Origin of the sequence: Streptomyces sp. NPDC059037, assembly GCF_042740015.1 — a bacterium.
Classification (GTDB): domain Bacteria; phylum Actinomycetota; class Actinomycetes; order Streptomycetales; family Streptomycetaceae; genus Streptomyces.
In genome coordinates this window covers 1-3007 of sequence record NZ_JBHYIG010000483.1, presented here as the reverse complement: position 1 = coordinate 3007, position 3007 = coordinate 1, and the positions used below count along the sequence as shown (strand labels likewise).

At 68.5% G+C, this 3007-nt stretch carries 3 protein-coding genes and 1 tRNA gene; 3 read left to right on the top strand and 1 reads right to left on the bottom strand.

The features are described 5' to 3' along the window. Positions 1 to 40: 40 nt before the first annotated feature. Positions 41 to 125, bottom strand: a tRNA-Leu gene (locus ACFWY6_RS44930). Between the two features lie 239 nt (positions 126 to 364). Here ACFWY6_RS44930 and ACFWY6_RS44925 point away from each other — a divergent pair. The 3 genes from ACFWY6_RS44925 (at position 365) to ACFWY6_RS44915 (ending at position 2959) form a co-directional block, all read left to right on the top strand. Then, on the top strand, positions 365 to 1663 hold the full coding sequence (locus ACFWY6_RS44925; protein ID WP_384703570.1) for a M20/M25/M40 family metallo-hydrolase: 1299 nt from the start codon (positions 365 to 367) through the stop codon (positions 1661 to 1663). Positions 1664 to 1847: 184 nt separating this feature from the next. Next, complete coding sequence (gene chpH / locus ACFWY6_RS44920; RefSeq protein ID WP_266868791.1) at positions 1848 to 2081, top strand: chaplin ChpH; 234 nt, start codon at positions 1848 to 1850, stop codon at positions 2079 to 2081. A 140-nt stretch (positions 2082 to 2221) separates the two neighbouring features. Next, positions 2222 to 2959 carry a chaplin family protein gene (locus tag ACFWY6_RS44915; protein ID WP_384703567.1) on the top strand — a complete coding sequence of 246 codons (738 nt, stop codon included), beginning with the start codon at positions 2222 to 2224 and terminating at the stop codon, positions 2957 to 2959. The last annotated feature ends 48 nt before the right edge of the window (positions 2960 to 3007 follow it).

Sequence of the window (3007 nt, the reverse complement as noted above, 5' to 3'; positions counted from 1 at the left end):
GGCCAGGAGATCCTGGCCCGCTCTTCGCGGTGTAACTCTGTGTCCGAGGGGGGACTTGAACCCCCACGCCCGATAAAGGGCACTAGCACCTCAAGCTAGCGCGTCTGCCATTCCGCCACCCGGACCAGGTGTCTGCCGTTCGCGGTTTCCCGCGGCGACGTGGAAAACCATAGCAAACATTCGGAGCCCTCTGATCACACAGGTCACGCGCGTGAACGGCGTATGTCGGCCGGTGCCCGGCCTTGGGCGTCAGGGGGTGGGCGCGGGAGGATGAAGGGGACCACCAGGAGCGATAGCGGGAGGAACCAGCGTGAGCGAGTCGAGCAGGGCCGACAAGGCAGGCAAGACGGACCGGTCGCAGCCCGTGACCGGCGAGGACGAGGTCGTCGATCTCTGCCGCGATCTCATCCGCATCGACACCAGCAACTACGGCGACCACTCCGGCCCCGGCGAGCGCAAGGCGGCCGAGTACGTCGCGGAGAAGCTCGCCGAGGTGGGTCTGGAGCCGCAGATCTTCGAATCGCACCCCGGACGGGCGTCCACGGTGGCGCGCATCGAGGGCGAGGACCGCTCCCGGCCCGCGCTGCTCATCCACGGCCACACCGATGTCGTACCGGCGAACGCCCAGGACTGGACGCACCACCCCTTCTCCGGGGAGATCGCGGACGGCTGTGTCTGGGGCCGTGGCGCCGTCGACATGAAGGACATGGACGCGATGACCCTCGCGGTCGTGCGCGACCGCATGCGCAGCGGCCGCAAGCCCCCGCGCGACATCGTGCTGTCGTTCATGGCCGACGAGGAGGCCGGCGGCACGTACGGCGCCCGGTACCTGGTCGACAACCACCGGGACCTCTTCGATGGCGTCACGGAGGCCATCAGCGAGGTCGGCGGCTTCTCCTTCACGGTCAACGAGCAGCTGCGGCTCTACCTCGTCGAGACGGCCCAGAAGGGCATGCACTGGATGAAGCTGACCGTGGACGGCACCGCGGGCCACGGTTCGATGATCCACAAGGACAACGCCATCACCGAACTGTCCGAGGCGGTCGGGCGGTTGGGGCGGCACAAGTTCCCGGTGCGGGTCACCAAGACGCTGCGGCACTTCCTCGACGAACTCGGCGACGCCCTCGGCACCGAGCTCGACCCGGAGAACATGGACGAGACGCTCGCCAAGCTCGGCGGCATCGCCAAGCTCATCGGCGCCTCGCTGCAGAACACCGCCAACCCGACCCAGCTGGGCGCGGGCTACAAGGTCAACGTCATTCCGGGGCAGGCGACAGCGCATGTCGACGGGCGCTTCCTGCCGGGGTACGAGGAGGAGTTCCTCGCCGACCTGGACCGGATCCTCGGCCCGAACGTGAAGCGCGAGGACGTGCACGCGGACAAGGCCCTGGAGACCACCTTCGACGGCGCGCTCGTCGACGCCATGCAGACGGCGCTGCAGGCCGAGGACCCCATCGCCCGCGCCGTCCCGTACATGCTCTCCGCGGGCACGGACGCCAAGTCCTTCGACGACCTCGGCATCCGCGGCTTCGGCTTCGCGCCGCTGAAGCTGCCGCCGGAGCTGGACTTCGCCGGCATGTTCCACGGTGTGGATGAGCGAGTGCCCGTGGACGGCCTGAAGTTCGGCGTGCGCGTGCTCGACCGGTTCATCGACGCGTCCTGAACGCCGGTCCGTGCGCCCCCGATTGACCGTATTGCGTGCTAAAACGACACATCGGTAATCGTCAGCGCGTGCGTACCGGACTGAAAAGAGTGAAAGAGACCATAAGCTCGTAGCCCCATTAGTTCCTCCTCGTTACAGGTGGTGCGGTCCGCGGCTGGGATCGCATTGCCAACAAGGAGGAATAATGATCAAGAAGGTCGTCGCTGCTGCGGCTGCCACTGGTGGTCTGGTGCTCGCGGGTGCGGGCATGGCCGTCGCCGACGCCGGTGCCCAGGGTGCCGCCGTGAAGTCTCCCGGTGTGCTTTCGGGCAATGTCGTTCAGGCCCCGGTGCACGTTCCGGTGAACGTCTGTGGCAACACGGTCTCCGTGATCGGGCTGCTGAACCCCGCCTTCGGCAACACCTGCGTCAACAAGTGACGTTGCTGTGCCTCACCCCATGAGGGTCTGAGTCGGTCGGCCCCGGAGTGCGTGCCATGTGCTCCGGGGCCTTCGGGCATTCCGCGCAGGTGCCCCAAGGCGCATGCGCTTTCCAGAAGGTCATAAGGCAGGTAGAACCTATGCGACAGGTCACGCGAAAAGGCCTGATCACAGTGGCGGCCGCGACCGGCGTACTCGCCATCAGCGGTGGCTACGCGCAGGCCGACTCGGGCGCCGCCGGAAGCAGTTCGGATTCGCCGGGTGTACTTTCCGGCAATTCCGTGCAGCTCCCCGTGGACATTCCGGTCAATGTGTGCGGGAACAGCGTCAATGTGATCGGCGTACTCAATCCCGCTGCGGGCAACAACTGCGCCAACACCTCCGACGGGGGCGACAGCGGTGCGCAGCCCTCGGGGGGCGGGGCGCAGGCCGAGGCGCACACCAGTGACTCGCCGGGCGTCGGCTCCGGCAACAGCGTCCAGGTGCCGGTCGACGTGCCCGTGAACGTCTGCGGCAACAGCGTCACCATCGGCGGTCTCGGCAACGCGACCACCGGCAACGAGTGCGCCAACGACTCGGGCGAAGCGCCCCCGCCGGGCGGTGAGAAGCCGCCGACGGAGCCGCCGGGCAAGCCTCAGCCGCCCGAGAAGCCGCAGGAACCGGGCGACCCGCAGGACCCCAGCACGCCGGGCGAGAAGCCGCCGGGCGACCGGACCGAGCCGAACCGGCCGGGTACGCAGCTCGTCACCCCGCCCAAGGGCTCCGACGAGCTCGCTCAGACCGGCAGCTCGATGCCGGTGGGTGTGGCGCTGCCGGTGGGCGCGGGCATGCTGCTCGCGGGGACGGTGCTGTACCGCAGGGCGCGGTCCGCGGCCTGATCGCGGGCGCCGGGCGTCAGTACGGAACGGAGTGGGCCCCGCCGAGGC